Origin of the sequence: Streptomyces mesophilus, from assembly GCF_040300965.1 — a bacterium.
GTDB classification, from domain to species: domain Bacteria; phylum Actinomycetota; class Actinomycetes; order Streptomycetales; family Streptomycetaceae; genus Streptomyces; species Streptomyces mesophilus_A.
Map to the genome: position 1 here is coordinate 20,200 of NZ_JBEPEW010000089.1, position 14,785 is coordinate 34,984.

General features: G+C 69.6%; 15 protein-coding genes and 1 pseudogene. 13 read left to right on the forward strand and 3 right to left on the reverse strand.

Translation table 11 applies throughout. From position 1 onward, the window contains the following. Positions 1–11: 11 nt before the first annotated feature. Positions 12–686 carry a response regulator transcription factor gene (locus ABT367_RS26785; protein ID WP_352255658.1) on the forward strand — a complete coding sequence of 225 codons (675 nt, stop codon included), beginning with the start codon at positions 12–14 and terminating at the stop codon, positions 684–686. Beyond that, positions 683–2,035 (forward strand): sensor histidine kinase, encoded by a 1,353-nt coding sequence (locus ABT367_RS26790; protein ID WP_352255659.1) that lies wholly within the window; start codon positions 683–685, stop codon positions 2,033–2,035. The genes ABT367_RS26785 and ABT367_RS26790 overlap by 4 nt, the downstream gene beginning before the upstream one ends. A gap of 20 nt (positions 2,036–2,055) precedes the next feature. On the opposite strand, the gene ABT367_RS26795 is transcribed toward ABT367_RS26790, so the two are convergent. Next, positions 2,056–2,727 carry a lysophospholipid acyltransferase family protein gene (locus ABT367_RS26795; protein WP_199552548.1) on the reverse strand — a complete coding sequence of 224 codons (672 nt, stop codon included), beginning with the start codon at positions 2,725–2,727 and terminating at the stop codon, positions 2,056–2,058. A gap of 322 nt (positions 2,728–3,049) precedes the next feature. Here ABT367_RS26795 and ABT367_RS26800 point away from each other — a divergent pair, with 322 nt between their 5' ends. The 3 genes from ABT367_RS26800 to ABT367_RS26810 all read left to right on the forward strand — a co-directional run bounded on the left by ABT367_RS26800 (position 3,050) and on the right by ABT367_RS26810 (position 5,357). Then, positions 3,050–4,210, forward strand: coding sequence for a glycerophosphodiester phosphodiesterase (locus ABT367_RS26800; RefSeq protein ID WP_352255660.1), 1,161 nt, complete (start codon positions 3,050–3,052; stop codon positions 4,208–4,210). Positions 4,211–4,299: 89 nt separating this feature from the next. After that, positions 4,300–4,836: a sigma-70 family RNA polymerase sigma factor gene (locus ABT367_RS26805; RefSeq protein WP_352255661.1), complete on the forward strand. Its 537-nt coding sequence runs from the start codon at positions 4,300–4,302 to the stop codon at positions 4,834–4,836. Between the two features lie 17 nt (positions 4,837–4,853). Beyond that, on the forward strand, positions 4,854–5,357 hold the full coding sequence (locus ABT367_RS26810) for a GNAT family N-acetyltransferase (protein WP_165332441.1): 504 nt from the start codon (positions 4,854–4,856) through the stop codon (positions 5,355–5,357). 11 nt (positions 5,358–5,368) lie between these two features. Here the strand turns inward: ABT367_RS26810 and ABT367_RS26815 are convergent, their stop codons facing one another. Together ABT367_RS26815 and ABT367_RS26820 are read right to left on the reverse strand one after the other, a co-directional pair. Next, a complete protein-coding gene (locus ABT367_RS26815; protein ID WP_352255670.1) occupies positions 5,369–5,800 on the reverse strand; it encodes a hypothetical protein in 432 nt (143 codons plus the stop codon). A gap of 28 nt (positions 5,801–5,828) precedes the next feature. Continuing rightward, positions 5,829–6,188 (reverse strand): hypothetical protein, encoded by a 360-nt coding sequence (locus ABT367_RS26820; protein WP_352255662.1) that lies wholly within the window; start codon positions 6,186–6,188, stop codon positions 5,829–5,831. Positions 6,189–6,306: 118 nt separating this feature from the next. Between ABT367_RS26820 and ABT367_RS26825 the strand changes: the two genes are divergently transcribed. The 8 genes and pseudogenes from ABT367_RS26825 to ABT367_RS26860 form a co-directional block, all read left to right on the forward strand. After that, on the forward strand, positions 6,307–6,954 hold the full coding sequence (locus tag ABT367_RS26825) for an HAD-IA family hydrolase (protein WP_352255663.1): 648 nt from the start codon (positions 6,307–6,309) through the stop codon (positions 6,952–6,954). 401 nt (positions 6,955–7,355) lie between these two features. After that, the gene (locus ABT367_RS26830; protein ID WP_434975547.1) at positions 7,356–8,435 is read left to right on the forward strand and encodes a methionine ABC transporter ATP-binding protein; all 1,080 of its coding nucleotides are present in this window, start codon (positions 7,356–7,358) and stop codon (positions 8,433–8,435) included. After that, positions 8,432–9,172 (forward strand): methionine ABC transporter permease, encoded by a 741-nt coding sequence (locus tag ABT367_RS26835; RefSeq protein WP_165332445.1) that lies wholly within the window; start codon positions 8,432–8,434, stop codon positions 9,170–9,172. Before ABT367_RS26830 ends, ABT367_RS26835 begins: the two co-directional genes overlap by 4 nt. 90 nt (positions 9,173–9,262) lie before the next feature. Continuing rightward, the gene (locus ABT367_RS26840; protein WP_352255665.1) at positions 9,263–10,093 is read left to right on the forward strand and encodes a MetQ/NlpA family ABC transporter substrate-binding protein; all 831 of its coding nucleotides are present in this window, start codon (positions 9,263–9,265) and stop codon (positions 10,091–10,093) included. Positions 10,094–10,121: 28 nt separating this feature from the next. Continuing rightward, positions 10,122–10,967, forward strand: coding sequence for a MetQ/NlpA family ABC transporter substrate-binding protein (locus ABT367_RS26845; protein WP_352255666.1), 846 nt, complete (start codon positions 10,122–10,124; stop codon positions 10,965–10,967). A 205-nt stretch (positions 10,968–11,172) separates the two neighbouring features. Then, the gene (locus ABT367_RS26850; RefSeq protein WP_352255667.1) at positions 11,173–11,820 is read left to right on the forward strand and encodes a GNAT family N-acetyltransferase; all 648 of its coding nucleotides are present in this window, start codon (positions 11,173–11,175) and stop codon (positions 11,818–11,820) included. Positions 11,821–11,911: 91 nt separating this feature from the next. Continuing rightward, positions 11,912–13,120, forward strand: a complete 1,209-nt coding sequence (cbiE, locus tag ABT367_RS26855; protein ID WP_352255668.1) for a precorrin-6y C5,15-methyltransferase (decarboxylating) subunit CbiE — start codon at positions 11,912–11,914, stop codon at positions 13,118–13,120. A 490-nt stretch (positions 13,121–13,610) separates the two neighbouring features. Next, positions 13,611–14,785: pseudogene (locus ABT367_RS26860) on the forward strand (hypothetical protein); the annotation flags it as partial.

The following is a 14,785-nucleotide window of genomic DNA, read 5'->3' on the forward strand; positions in this document are numbered from 1 at the left end:
AGGGGCCGCGGATGCGTCTGCTGTTCGTCGAGGACGAGGAGGACCTCGTCACCGCCGTCAAGGTCGGCCTCGTCAGAGCGGGTTACGCGGTGGACACCGCCCCCGACGTCGCTTCCGCACTGGAGAAGCTCGGCGTCAACGAGTACGACCTGGTGCTGCTCGACCTGACGCTGCCGGACGGCGACGGGTTCGCGGTCTGCCGCGCGGTGCGCACTGTGTCCGGCGGGCCGCGGATCCTGATGCTCACCGCCCGCGACCGGCTCGCGGACCGGGTCCGCGGGCTCGACGAGGGTGCGGACGACTATCTCGTCAAACCGTTCGCACTGCCCGAACTCCTCGCCCGGATACGGGCGTTGCTCCGCAGGGAGGAAGGCGGTACCTCTGTCGTGGAAGTGGGTGAACTCCGCCTGGACACCGCCCGTTTCGAAGCCTTCCGCGGGGAGCGGCCCCTGCAGCTGACGCCCAAGGAGTTCGGCGTACTGCACTATCTGATGACGCGCCCCGGCCGTGTCGTGCCGACCGAGGAGCTGCTCGAGCATGTGTGGGACGAGCATGCCGATCCGTTCACCAACACCGTCCGGGTGACGGTGGGTTCACTGCGACGGAAGATCACCGGGGACGAGGATCCGCTGATCGAGACGGTGATCCGTGCGGGATACCGCCTCAAGGAGACGCCCGCGTCATGAAGCGCCCTCGCCTCGTGCAGCGCCTTCGCCTCGTGCAGCGCCCTCGCCTCGTGCAGCGCTCCCGTCTCGTGAAGCACCCTGGCCTCGTGCAGAGCGCCGGCCGCAGGAAGCGCCCCCGCCTCCCCGCCTTCACCCACACGATCCGCTTCCGCCTCACCGTCCTGTACTCGGCGCTGCTCTTCGCTCTCACCTCCCTCGTGCTCGGAGGTGTCTACTTCGCCGTGGAGCGCAGCGGCGAAGCGCACCCGGTGACCAAGCAGTTCACCGCGCAGAAGTACATCGACGGCCGGTTCGCATACGAGTTCCAAGGGGTGAAGGTCGAAGAAGTCGAGGCGGCCGTCAACTACGAGACCCTGGCCAACCTGCGCCAGGTCTCCTTCGTCGTGCTCGGGGGAGTGGCCGTCGCGAGCCTGGGCATCGGCTGGATCCTCTCCGGCCGCGTACTGCGCCCGGTGCGCTCCATCTCCCGCACGGCGGCCGACATCCAGGCCACCGACCTCTCGCAGCGCATCCGTCTGGACGGCCCGCGCGACGAACTGCGCGATCTGGCCGACACCGTGGACTCCATGCTGGAACGCCTCGACGACGCCTTCGACGCCCAGCGCCGGCTGATCGACGACGCCTCCCACGAACTGCGCAGCCCGCTCGCGATCATCCGCGCCAACCTCGACGCGGTCCTGAACGCCGAGGAGTCCGACGAGGAGGAACGCAGGGCGGCGGTACGGGTGGTCGACCGCGCGACCACGCGTATGACCAGGCTGGTGGAGGACCTGCTCGCCACCGCACGCCGTCAGGCCCCCGCACTCGCCGACAGCGACGTCGACCTGTCGGCGGCGGTCGCGGACGCCTGCGAGGAGTTCGAACTCCCTGCGGCGGAGGGCGATGTGGTGATCCACCGGCGGCTGCCACCGGGGCTCATGGTGATCGGCGACCACGACGCGCTACGGCGCGCGGTCGGCAATCTGCTCTCCAACGCGGTCCGACTGTCCCCGCCCGGATCCGTGATCACGGTGACGGCGGGCCGGGACGACGACGGCCGGATCCGGGCGTCCGTGACGGACGAGGGCCCGGGTATCGCGGACGCCGACCGGGAGAAGGTCTTCGACCGCTTCTGGCGCGCGAGCAGGGACGCGGGACAGAGGGGCAAGGCGGGGCAGCGCGGCGAGGCGGGCCAGCGCGGCGAGGCGGGCCGGAGCCGTGCACCCGGCCGTGACCGTCACGCCGGCCTGGGCCTGGCCATCGTCCGGCAGATCACCGAGTCGCACGGGGGAGAGGTGCGCGTGACCTCCACACTCGGCGCGGGCGCGACCTTCACGCTCATGCTGCCGGCCCGCACCGATGAGGAGTGACTCCAGGGATTCCCAGGGACTCAGGCGGCCTTGGCCTTCGTGGCGTACATGTCCACGTACTCCTGACCGGACAGCGCGAGCACCTCGGACATCACCGAGTCGGTGACGGCCCGCAGCACATAGCGGTCACGGTCCATGCCCTCGTACCGCGAGAACTCCATCGGCTCGCCGAAGCGCACGGTCACCTTGCCCGGTCGCGGCACGCCCGCGCCACCCGGCTGGATCTTGTCGGTGCCGATGATCGCGAAGGGCACGACGGGCGCGCCGGTCATCAGCGTGAGGCGGGCGATGCCCGTGCGGCCCCGGTACAGGCGGCCGTCGGGGGAGCGGGTGCCCTCGGGGTAGATCGAGAAGACCTTGCCCTCCTCGAGCACACGCCGCCCGGTCATCAGCGCCGCGACGCCGCCGCGGCCGCCGTCGCGGTCGACGGGGATCATGCCGGTCCCGGTGAAGAACCAGGCCATGACGCGGCCCTTGATGCCCTTGCCGGTCACGTACTCGTCCTTGCCGATGAAGAAGACCTGCCGCTTCACGCTGAGCGGCATGATCATCGAGTCGATGAAGGTGAGGTGGTTGCCCGCGAGAATCACGGGCCCCGTGCCCGGAATGTTCTCCGCACCCTCCACCCGTGGGCGGAACATCAGGCGCAGGACCGGGCCGAGTACTGCCTTGATGAGGGTGAAGCGGGACAACGAGTCCTCCGGTGTCAAAGGCTGGCGGGGTTGTCTGTGCAGGTGAGGACGATACTCGCGGTTCCGCTGTCCTTGCACGTCGGGTTCATCACGTGGATACGCAGAGTTGACGTGGCTTTGCGCTGAGTTTGTGCCGCGTTGGCTTCACAGGCTCCCCTTCGTCACATCCGGCCCCCTAGCATCGGTCACTCGCGTTGGCAGGTGCGGGACATCACAGACGGACGGCTGCTCCGCGCAGACGGACGGCCACTACTCCTCGTACGGGCACGTACTGCTGGGCCTCATCGCACGTACGGCCTCGTACGACGTCGGAAGGACACCGATGACGCAGGGCAAGGCGAACGGGCAGCAGCACGGCGGACCCGGACGGCGGGCGGTGCTGACCACCGCGGTCCTCGGGGCGGGCGGCGCGGCACTCGGCGTCGCTCCGGCCGCGAGCGCCGACGAGCGCCGCGGCGGCGGCTTCAGAGGACTGCCGGTACCGACCGTGATCGCGCACCGCGGCGCGAGCGGCTACCGGCCCGAGCACACCCTCGGCTCCTACCAATTGGCGCTCGACATGGGCGCCCATGTGATCGAGCAGGACCTGGTGCCGACCAAGGACGGCCACCTTGTATGCCGTCACGAGAACGACATCACGGGGACGACGGATGTCGCCGACCATCCCGAGTTCGCGGTCCGCAAGACGACCAAGAGCGTCGACGGGGTCTCGTACACGGGATGGTTCACCGAGGACTTCACGCTCGCCGAGCTGAAGTCCCTGCGCGCCAAGGAGCGCATCCCCGGCACCCGTCAGGAGAACACCCTCTACGACGGCCGCTGGGAGGTGCCCACCCTGGAAGAGGTCCTCCAGTGGGCCGAGCGTGAGGGACGCAAGCGCGGCCGTGAGATCTGGCTGCACATCGAGACCAAGCACCCGACGTACTTCCGGGGGATCGGTCTGGGTCTCGAGGAGCGGCTCGCCAAGCTCCTTCGCAAGTACGGGAGGCACAAGAAGCACTCCCCGAACTTCCTGCAGTCCTTCGAGCCGAGCAGCATCGAGCGTCTGAACAAGCTGGTCGACGCCCCGCTGGTCGTGCTGCTCTCCTCCGCGGCCTCCCGGCCGTGGGACTTCGTCGAGGCCGGCGATCCGCGCACGGTCGCCGATCTGGTCAAGCCCGAGGGCCTGGAGTGGATCGCCTCGTACGCGCAGGGCATCGGCCCGACCCTCGACCTGATCATCCCGAGGGACGCCAGCGGCAAGCTGACCCAGCCGACCACGCTGGTACGCGACGCCCACGCCGAGGGCCTGATCCTGCACCCGTACACGATGCGCAACGAGAACACCTTCCTGCCGGCCGAGTTCCGCCGCGGCACGGTGGCGAGCGACTACGGGGACGCCTTCGGGGCCTTCAAGGTCTGGTTCGAGACCGGTATCGACGGGATCTTCACCGACAACCCGGACACGGGGCTGCTCGCGGCCGCCGACTTCACCCGGGACTGATCGTCAACGCACCTCGGGGAAGCGCCCGTTGCGGGTGATCTCGCGCCGCCCCGGCAACCCGCTGCCGGGGCGGCGCAGTCCTGACCCGCATGAACACCAGCGATCTGCTGCAAGAGCTGCGTCCTCTGCTGAGGGCCGAAGCCGCCGCCGAGGCACCCACCGGCGTGGAGCCCGCCGACCTCGAACAGGCCGTGTGGCTCAGCCTGTTGGAACGGATCCACGACGAGGGGCCACCGGCCGCACCCGCCGACTGGCTGCGCAGAACCGTGCGCGGCGAGGCCAGGAGACTGCGTCGTACGACCCGGGTCGAGACCTCCTACGAGGCCGAACCCGCGGCCGCCGTCGAAGCCTGCCCCGAACCCCTCGCCCTGCGCGCCGAACACCACAGGACCGTGCGTGCCGCCGTGCGCCGGCTGCCCGGACGCTGCCCCGAGCTCCTTGCGGCACTGCTGTCCCGCGAGGACCTCACCTACCGTGAGATCGCAGGGGAGTTGGGTATCTCACAGGGCAGTCTGGGCCCGGAACGTTCCCGATGCCTGGGTTGTCTGCGCAGAATCCTCGCGGCGGAGGTTGCGGCACCTGACCGGAGGGGAAAGGTGCGACGTAAGCAACCGGCGGACAGGTGAGCGGGAGGCATGCACACATGGGCATGAGCGTGACCATCTCTGCGGCGACCGAGCAGGACGCCGAGCAGATCCTCAAACTCCAGTACCTCTGCTATCAGACCGAGGCGGAGATCTACGGGGACTACTCGATCGAGCCGCTCACCCAGTCGCTCGACTCGATCAAGGCCGAACTCTCCAGCGGCACGGTCCTGGTGGCCCGGCTCGGCCCCGAAGTGGTGGCCTCGGTGCGCGGCACCGTGGACACCGACGGAACAGCGCGGATCAACAAACTCATCGTGCATCCCCGGATGCAGCGCCACGGGCTCGGCGGCCGGCTCCTGATCGCCGTGGAGGAACGGCTCGCGGCGGCGGGCGCGGTCAAGCACTATCAGCTGTTCACGGGCCACCGCTCGGAGAACAACCTGATGCTCTACCGCAAGCACGGATACGTGGCGGTGGCGACGCAGCCGGTCAGCGAGCGGCTGACCTTGGTGACCCTCGCCAAGGACGCGGAACCGGCGGCGTACGCGGCGAGCGCCTGAGGCAGGAAGGTTCAGACGGCTGCGGCGGTACGGGCCCGGCGCAGCCAGAACACCGCGGTGACGGGCAGCAGTACCGGGATGAACAGATAGCCCATCCCGAAGTCCGACCACACCGTGGCGTCGGGGAACGCGGACGGTTCCACCAGCGTCCACGTCCCGACGACCAGGACGCCCACCAGTTCGGCGGCGCAGCAGGCCAGCGCCGCCTTGCGGGCCGTCTCGCCGCCGCGGACCAGTGTGTACGTGATGAACGCGTAGACCAGGGCCGCGATCGCGGAGAGCGAGTAGGCGAGTGGGGCGCGGTCGAACTCCGTGGAGATCTGGTACGCCGAGCGCGAGACCGCGCCGACCACCATCACCCCGTACAGCCAGACGAGCAGCATGCCGGGGCCGCCGATCAGCTTGGTGCGCCCCGCGCCGACGGATTTGGCGCCTTCCGCCATCTCGGCCTCCCCAGGTGTCGAGGACATCTCAGCCTCCCCAGATGTCATAGAGCCGCACCTCGAGCACGGCGAGCACCACGGCGCCCGCGGCGACGGTCGCGCTGCCCCAACGGGTGCGCTCGGCAAGCGACATGAAGGCCACCGCCGGAATCGCGCAGACCGTGCCGATCAGATACGCCACGAACAGGGTCGTGCCCTGCTCGGGTTCGTTGCCGCCCGTCAGCTGCACGATGCCCACGATCAGCTGGACCACCGTGAGCAGCGTCACCACGGCCATGCCGATGAAGTGCCAGTCCTTGGTCGGCTGGTCACGGAAGGCGGCGAAACCGCACCAGGCTGCGAGGGCGAGCGCGGCCACCGAAGTCGCGATCGTCAGGGCGTCGAGCATGCTGGGAGCCTATTACGGCCCAAACGGCCCGCCGCGCCCGGGCCGGGGCGCTACCGGGACGCGGGCCGGGCCGATACCCGGTCGCCGGCATTCGGCCGCCCCGCTTAGGGTCGAAACCATGAAGATCCAGGCCGAAGCCCTCCTGTTCGACAACGACGGAACCCTCATCTCCTCCATGGAGTCCGTGTACCGCTGCTGGCGGCGCTGGGCCGAGGAGTACGGGATCACCGCGGAGGACTTCGCGCGGGTCGAGCTGCACGGCCGTCCGGCGGTCGAGATCATCGCCGAGCTGCTGCCCGCGGAGAAGATCCCCGAGGCCCTCGCGCGGATCGAGCAGCTCGAGGTCGAGGACGTGCCCGGCGGAGTGGTTGTGCTGCCCGGCACCAAGGAGCTGGTGACCTCGCTGCCGCGCAGCCGCTGGGCCGTCGTCACCTCCGCGACCCGGCCGCTGGCCGAGGCCCGGCTGCACGAGGTGGGCATCGACTTCCCCGTGATGATCGCCGCCAATGACATCACGCGGGGCAAGCCCGACCCCGAGCCCTTCCTGCTCGCGGCCGAGCGCCTCGGTGTCGACCCGGCCCGCTGCGTGGTCTTCGAGGACGCACCCGCCGGACTTGCCGCGGGCCGCGCCGCGGGCATGATCACCGTGGCGTTGACCACAACCCACACCGCTGACGAGCTGGCCGCGGACTACGTGGTGAAGGACCTGTCGGCCGTGTTCGCGCAGGCCATCGACGGTGGTGTGGAGCTCACTGCCCGGGACTGACCCCTTCACGGGTGTCCGCTCCCTGGGTGCAGCTGTCCGCATTGCGGACACCCGTGATCTGCTCGTAGGCCTGTCTGCTTTACTTGATCCCATGACCACGACGAGCAGCCGCACCCTTGCGACCGAGGCGATGATGACGCCCGGTGCTCGTTGTATGTGTCGAATGCGCGCCTTCTAGAGGGCCCCTGCACCACACTCGCGCCCCGAAGCGAGACGGCCGAGCCGCATCCCCGACCTGCTGTCGGAGGAACGGGCCGGCCCCCGCGCACGACGAAAATCTCCGCTGATGCACGGCCACAGCCGTGTCCTCAGACGTGCTCGGCTTCCGAACTTCCGAAGAAGAAATGCCCCGTGCCCGGTGCACACGCTGCGCCGCGCACTCGACAGTGACGGAAACCCCAGTGATCACCACTTCCGGCCTGACCAAGGTCTACCGCTCACGCGGTCGTGAAGTAACCGCCCTCGACGGAGTCGACCTCCAGGTGCGCGAGGGTGAGGTGTTCGGCGTCATCGGCCAGTCCGGCGCCGGCAAGTCCTCCCTGATCCGCTGCATCAACCTCCTGGAGAAGCCCACCTCCGGCACGGTGACGGTCGACGGCGTCGACCTCACCGCCCTCGCCGGCCGCGGACCGCGCGCCGGCAAGGAGCTGCGCGAGGCCCGCAGCAAGATCGGCATGGTCTTCCAGCACTTCAACCTGCTGTCCTCGCGCACCGTGCAGGGCAATGTCGAGGTGCCGCTCGAAATCCTCGGCGTCTCCGGCAAGGAGCGGTCCCGCAAGGCGCTCGAACTGCTCGACCTCGTCGGTCTCGCCGACAAGGCGAAGAACTACCCGAGCCAGCTCTCCGGCGGACAGAAGCAGCGCGTCGGCATCGCCCGCGCCCTGGCCGGCGACCCCAAGGTGCTGCTCTCCGACGAGGCCACCAGCGCGCTCGACCCGGAGACCACGCGCTCGATCCTCGAGCTGATCCGCGACCTCAACCGGCAGCTGGGCCTGACGGTCCTGCTCATCACGCATGAGATGGACGTCGTCAAGACCATCTGCGACTCCGCCGCCCTGATGGAGAACGGCCGGATCGTCGAGTCCGGCACGGTCGCCGAACTGCTCGCGACCCCGGGCTCCGAGCTCGCCGACGCCCTGTTCCCGGTCAGCGGTGAGGCCACCGACGTGGACCGCACCGTCGTCGACGTCACCTTCCACGGCGAGGCCGCCACCCAGCCGGTCATCTCGCAGCTCTCCCGTACGTACAACATCGACATCTCGATCCTCGGCGCCGCGATGGACACCGTCGGCGGCAAGCAGGTCGGCCGGATGCGGATCGAACTGCCCGGCCGGTACGAGGAGAACGTCGTGCCGATCGGCTTCCTGCGCGAGCAGGGCCTCCAGGTCGAGGTGGCCGGCGACGAAGCGGCCGCCCCGCTGCTCGTCGCGGACGGCGGCGCCGCCAACCCGCTGCTCGTCAAGGAAGGTGTCGCGAAGTGACCTGGAACGAGATGCAGCCGCTCCTGGAGACCGCCTCCCTGGAGACGCTGCGGATGGTCGGCTGGTCGACGCTGATAGCGATCATCGGCGGACTGCCGCTCGGTGTCTTCCTGGTCCTCACGGACCGCGGCGGTCTGCTGCAGAACGCGGCCGTCAACAAGGTCGTCGGCCAGATCGTGAACATCGGCCGCTCGATGCCCTTCATCATCCTGATGGTCGCCCTGATGCCGCTGACCCGGTCGATCACCGGCACCACGATCGGTGTCGAGGCCGCGATCGTGCCCCTCGCGATCGGTGCGATCCCGTTCTTCGCCCGGCTCGTCGAGACCTCGGTGCGCGAGGTCGACCACGGACTCGTCGAGGCCGTGCAGTCGATGGGCGGCAACACCTGGGCCGTCGTGCGCAAGGTGCTCGTCCCCGAGTCGCTGCCCTCGCTGATCTCCGGCGCCACCACCACCGTCGTCGCGCTCATCGGCTACTCGGCGATGGCCGGCGCGGTCGGCGGCGGCGGTCTGGGCAACATCGCCATCACGTACGGCTATCAGCGTTTCGAGACCGGGCTCATGTGGGTCACCATCGCGATCCTCGCCGTGGTGATCTCCGTGATCCAGTTCATCGGCGATTACGCTGCGCGCGCCGTCTCCCGCAAGGGCCGCGGCTCGACCGCCCCCAAGCTCCGTCTGCTCCGCAACACCCCGGCGCCCGCCGCGGTCGCCGAGCCGACCAAGGCTTCCTGAACCTCCCCCGTATTTCTGAACTTCCCCCCACAGCAATGCCCCCGGCACCTGCCGCCGGGTCGCACCACCCATTGGAGAAAGGCACTTTTCGTGCGTAACACTGCCAAGATCACCGCTGCTGTCCTCGCCACCGGAGCCCTCACCCTCGGCCTCGCGGCCTGCGGCTCCGACAGCGGCTCCGGTTCGGCCGACGCCGACGGTCCGCTGATCGTCGCCGCCAGCCCCACCCCGCACGCCGACATCCTCAACTACGTCAAGGACAACCTGGCGAAGAAGGAGGGCCTCGACCTCGAGGTCAAGGAGTTCACGGACTACGTCCAGCCGAACACCGCGACCCAGGACGGCTCCGTCGGCGCCAACTACTTCCAGCACAAGCCGTACCTCGACGACTTCAACAAGAAGAACGGCACCGACCTGGTCTGGGTGAACGACGTCCACCTGGAGCCGCTCGGCCTCTACTCGGAGAAGATCAAGAAGACGGACGGGCTGGCCAAGGGCGCGACCGTCGCGCTGCCCAACGACACCACCAACGAGGGCCGCGCGCTCAAGCTGCTCGACGCCAACGGCATCATCAAGCTCAAGGCGGACGCCGGGCTCGACGCGACCCCCGCGGACATCGCCGAGAACCCCAAGAACCTCAAGTTCAAGGAGATCGAGGCGGCCCAGCTGCCGCGCTCGCTCGGTGACGTCGACGCCGCGGTGATCAACGGCAACTACGCCGTCGAGGCCGGCCTCAGCCCGAAGCAGGACGCTCTCGTCAGCGAGACCCCCAAGGGCAACCCGTACGCCAACGGTCTCGTGGTCAAGAAGGGCCAGGAGAACGACCCGCGCGTCAAGAAGCTCGCGAAGCTCCTGAACTCCGACGAGGTCAAGAAGTACATCGACGACAAGTTCGACGGCGCCGTCGAGCCCGCGTTCTGAGAAACACGGGACCAGGGGAGGGCGCGCCATGCAGCGCAGCATTTCCGCTCGCAAGAAGCTCGTCTCCGCCGTCGCGGTCGCCGGTGCGCTCGTCGCACTGAGCGCCTGCGGCGGCGGGACGGACCCGGCCTCGGGCGGCGACAGGAACGGCAAGCTCGTCGTCGGTGCCACACCCGTGCCGGCCGGTGAGGTTCTCGCGTACATCCAGAAGGACCTGGCGAAGAAGAAGGGCCTCGACTTCGAGGTCAAGGAGTTCACGGACTACGTCCTGCCGAACACCGCACTCGACGAGGGCAGCCTCGACGCCAACCTCTATCAGAACGCGCCGTTCCTCGAAGACTTCAACAAGTCCAAGGGCACGGACCTCACGTCGGTGACCGGGGTCTACCTGCCGCCGATGGGCGTGTACTCGAAGAAGACGAAGGACGTGTCCTCGCTGAAGGACGGTGCCGTCGTCGCCGTCCCGAACGACACGACCAACGAGGGCCGGGCACTGCAACTGCTCGCCTCCCAGGGCGTGATCGAGCTCAAGAAGGACGCGGGCACCACCGCCTCGCCGGCGGACATCACGAAGAACCCGAAGAAGCTCGTCATCAAGGAGCTCGAACCGGCCCAGCTGCCGCGCTCCCTCGACGATGTGGACGCGGCCGTCATCAACAACAACTTCGCGCTGGACGCAGGCCTCAGCCCGAAGGACGACTCGATCCATCTCGAGTCCGTCGAGAACAACCCGTACGTCAACATCCTCGCCGTGAAGAAGGGCGACGAGAGCGATCCGCGGGTCAAGAAGCTGGCCGAGCTGCTCACTTCGCCCGAGGTGAAGCAGTTCATCGAGGAGAAGTACAAGGGGTCCGTGCTGCCCGTCGAGGGCTGACGATCGTGGCCATGACCCCGGCGGTCGAGCGGTTCTGACGGTTTGTCGACTTACGCTCGACATTCGCTCGATCCCTGTTACCACAGGGCCCGCACCCTCAAGGTGCGGGCCCTGTGGTGCAGTTATCCGCTCCGATGCTGCATGCTGGGCTCTTCAGCGGCTTGATGCTGAACACTTCAGCAGCCTGTAGTGACGGAGCGGCGCGATGACCACGGCTCACCCGATGTTCCCCGACATCTCCATCAGCACCGAGCGCCTTGTGCTGCGCCCGCTCGAAGACGCCGACGCGCCCGGCCTCGCCGAGATGATGAACGACGAGATGATCGGGGCATGGACGGCCGTCCCGCAGCCGTACGGTGAGGCCGACGCAGCCAAGTGGATCAGCGAGTACGCCCCCACCGAGCGCGAGTCCGGCCGCGGACTCGACCTCGCCGTCACCGAGTTCCTCACCCAGCGCCTGGTCGGCATCGTCCAGCTCGCCAAGACCAACTGGCGGGTCCGCTCCACCGAGATGTCGTACATCATCGCGCCCTGGGCGCGCGGTGAGGGCTATGCCGCCGAGGCCTCGCTCGCCACCGCGCAGTGGCTCTTCCGCGACCAGCTCCTGGAGCGCATCGAGCTGCGCACCGCCGCCGACAACACCGCCTCGCAGCAGGTCGCCCAGAAGATCGGCTGCATCAGCGAGGGCGTCCTGCGCGGCGCCTGCATAGCGCGCACCCGCGGCGAGGACGGCACCTGGACCGACTTCCGCACCGACTACATCGTGTGGTCCCTGCTGCCCGAGGACCTCGAAGGCGTCACCGACCAGCTCGCGGAGGCGTCCGGCTACTCGGCGTACTCGGAGTGGAACTGACCGGCGGTCCTGCACACGGCGGTCCCCGCGCTCACCAGGTACGCTCACCCGTGCCTCGACGACCCCCGAGTACCGCAGGAGACTGACGACCATGGCCGACCGCGTCACGGTGATCGGCTGGGACGGCACCCCGCTGACCGACGCGGCCCGCTCCGCACTCGGCGCCGCCACGCTCGTCGCCGGCGCCGCCCACCACCTCGCGCTGCCCGAGGTTCCCGAGCGCGCCGAGCGGATCCGGCTCGGCAGCGTCTCGCTCGCGGCCCGGCGCATCGCCCGCCATCGCGGTACGGCCGTGGTGCTCGCGGACGGCGATCCCGGGTTCTTCGGAGTCGTACGGACGTTGCGCGCTCCCGAGTTCGGCCTCGAGGTCGAGGTGGTCCCTGCGGTCTCGTCCGTCGCCCAGGCCTTCGCGCGGGCCGGAATGCCCTGGGACGACGCCCAGGTCGTCGTCGCCCACCGGCGCACCCTGCGCCGGGCGGTCAATGTCTGCCGAGCTCATACGAAGGTCGCGGTACTCACCTCGCCCGGCGCGGGCCCCGCCGAACTCGGCCTGCTGCTCGGCCCGGTGCAGCGCACCTTCGTGATCTGCGAGGAGCTCGGCACCTCCCGCGAGCAGGTCACCGTCCTCACCTCCGACAAGGCCGCCGACCGCAACTGGCGCGACCCCAACGTCGTGATCGTCATCGGCGGCCCGGTCACCGCGGACACCGGCTGGATCGCAGGCCGGGACACGTCGGGCACCGCGCGCGGCTGGGCGCTGCCGGCCTCCGCGTTCGGCGGCGGGCTGGGCGAGGGCGAGAACGACCGGGTCCGCGCGGCCCAGCTCGCCCGGCTCGGACCGCGCGTGGGGGATCTCGTCTGGGACATCGGCAGCGGCGGCGGCGCGTTCTCGGCCGAGGCGGCACGCTTCGGTGCCGCGGTCATCGCCGTCGACCGCGATGCCGACTCCTGTGCCCGCACCACCGCCGTGGCCCGCCGCTTCGGCGTCCAGCTGCAGGTCGTCCACGGCACGGCACCGCACGTACTGGAAGATCTGCCCGAACCCGATGTCGTACGGGTGGGAGGCGGGGGAGCCGCCGTGGTCTCCGCGGTCGCCGACCGGCGTCCCGAGCGCATCGTCACCCACGCGTCCACGCGGGACGAGGCCGAACTCGTCGGCAGGGACCTGATGGAGCACGGCTACGCGGTCGAGTGCTCGCTGCTGCAGTCCGTCGAACTCGACACCCGCGCCTGGAGCGAACTGGAGCGCGTGGTCGCCTTCGTCATCTCGGCCGAACGGTCAAGCAGAACCGGGGATTGAGGACCGTTTTCCGGCTCTTCGGCCGCACAGCGCACACCATGGGTCGCTCACGACCGGTACATGGCTGTTTCACAGAGTCGACGAATCCTGGAGCACGGCCGGTCAGGGCCGCTCAGGAGATGCCGTAAATCCGCCCCGCGACCTTGGTGCGCCCCGGCTCGCGGTAGGCTGGCCGATCGTTGTACTGCTCCCGGACGTTCGTCGCTTCGTACGTCAATGTCCGGAAAGCGCGCCCGTTTTGGGGCGTGTGTGGTACGGCAGGACCGGAGGACGCGCGACGTGGCGTAGTCCACAGCGGGCTGTGGTGGATCTACTCGTCACGACGGTGGTTCGGCCGCGACAATGCCTAGGGCGCTGATGCCTTTGGCGCTTTGTCGACGAGTCGTACGTGCCGCGCGGCGCGCACGCTCGTTCTTGTCCTTGGGTGGGTTGTACACCGCCCCGGGGAGCCGGCCGAAGGAGAAGTACGACCAATGGGCGAGGGGTACGCATGACCGACACCGGCCAGGTCCCGGGCGAGGGACTGCCTCAGGACGCAGGCACGGTGGGCCGGCCCGGGGTTCCCGCCCCGGGTGCGCACACCTTCCACGATCCCTCCGGCGCCGCCGCGGAGGACGACGATCTGCTCCTGATGCCGGGGGCGCAGGGCGCATGGTCGGAGGACCGTCAGGCGTTCGCGCCCGAGGGGTATCCCGCTGCGCCCGGGTACGGCATGGGTGAGGTCGGCTCTCAGGGCGGGACTCCTCAGGCAGGCAACCACCAAGTCGGCATCCACCAAGTCGGCAACCACGAAGTGGGCAACCACGAAGTGGGCAACCACCAGGCCGGGGCTCCTCAGATGGGGAACCCTCAGATGGGGACGCCGCCGGCTGGGACGCCGATGCCCGGGGGCCCGCAGATGTCTCCCGATTCGCACGGTCAGGCGCCGCTCGGTGTCCAGCCCGTGACGGACTCCGCGTTCGCGATCGGTGAGCCCGGTGGCTATGACGCCGTACCGGCCGGCGAGGCCGGTCACCACGACCCCGCGGCCGGTGCCGAGTTCGCCGGTGCGCACGATGGCGGTTTCGCCGGCGCGCACCACTCCGGTATGCCTGCGGCACAGGACATGAGCGCCCCGGGCGCGCACGAAGCCGCCGGGCGCGACAGCGGTTCCGTGGAACTCGGCGGGGCGCGTATGTCCGCCCCGAAGGAGGCGCCGGTCCGCCGCCCCCTGCACATGGGCCCGCCCGCGGTGGCCGGCCCCGCGACGCCCAGCCCGGTCCGTTCGCTGGCCGACCGCGGCCCCGCCGGAACGCCGGCCAACCCGGTGCCGACGCGCCGGCCGGGACCGCCGACGACAGGGCCCGAGTACCTGGACATTCCGCGCGAGGCCGACGGCACTCCCGTCGCCCCCGGACCGCAGCTCGGCTCGATCCCCGCGGCGCCCGGTGAGATTCCCGGCCCCCAGCTCGGCGAGATCCCCGCACAGGCCGCGACCCCCTGGCCGCAGCCTCCGCAAGCGCAGGGTGCAGAAACGGTCGTTCCGCAGGCCCGGCCCGCCGGAGCCACTCCCGCCACCCCCGACGTCGAGGCGTTCCGCGCCGCCCAGCAAGCGGCCGGCTTCCAGCCGGCCCCGCAGGGCGCCGCGCTGTTCAGCGTCCCCGAGCCGGTCCACGCCGGTGCCGC